The following is an 827-nucleotide window of genomic DNA, read 5'->3' as shown; positions in this document are numbered from 1 at the left end:
CGAAATAAAGCACTCGTTTGCCTTTTGGCAAAGAGTGTTTTTTATTTAGAAATTAATATTGACGATAAAAATTTTTGTTTTTATACCTGGAGAATATTTTTAGTGGTGACAATTTCTACGGAAAACACAAAGGAACAAGGGACGGTTCCGGCGTTTTCCTAATATAATCCATTTGTAAAAAACGTAAGCATTAAATGGTCACTACTGATAATTTCGAAGGGGACCAAAGTAATTATTGAGTTACATTGTAAAATACAACACCGCAAAAGGTCAGTACATAGAACCATTACTCTATGTATGGCCTTTTTTATATGTAAAATTTATATGAATGAATTAATGAATGCTGACGTAACTAATCCAAGATCATTTGTAAAAAATTTAACCAAACTATCCTCAACCTCCTGCAATCTGGCAATATAAAATATTCTCTTGAAGAAACCCGTCCTTTTCTCCAACGAGCCAAAAATCGAAACACCAGGCATTATATGAGGACTTTCAAGTCTTGCATCGATTTACTGGAAAAGTAGGCGATATCGTTGACCGGACAATCGATGAAAGATTTTATAAGGATATCGATGCGTTTGTAGAGGAGATGCATGATCTATCAATCTCCAACTACACGACAAAAAACCGGCTCGGCATTAGTGAAACGGTTCATATTACGGCTGGTACATATAATTCGGTAGAAGTTGAAAAACCAGAAATAAGCCTAGACGACATCTTCAATGGTGACAACTTCTACGGAAAACAGATGAAATTGGAATACGAAGCTTGGAAAGAGCTCAATCCCAATCAAGATTTTTCTCAAAAGGAATACCAACAGGCCA

1 pseudogene is annotated in these 827 nt (G+C 35.6%); it reads left to right on the top strand.

From position 1 onward, the window contains the following. Positions 1-502 precede the first annotated feature (502 nt). Positions 503-827 (top strand): annotated as a pseudogene (locus FXW34_RS22760) (hypothetical protein); the annotation flags it as partial.

The organism is Bacillus marasmi (assembly GCF_902168435.1).
GTDB classification, from domain to species: Bacteria; Bacillota; Bacilli; order Bacillales; family Cytobacillaceae; genus Bacillus_BU; species Bacillus_BU marasmi.
This window is presented reverse-complemented; position numbering and strand designations above follow the sequence as displayed.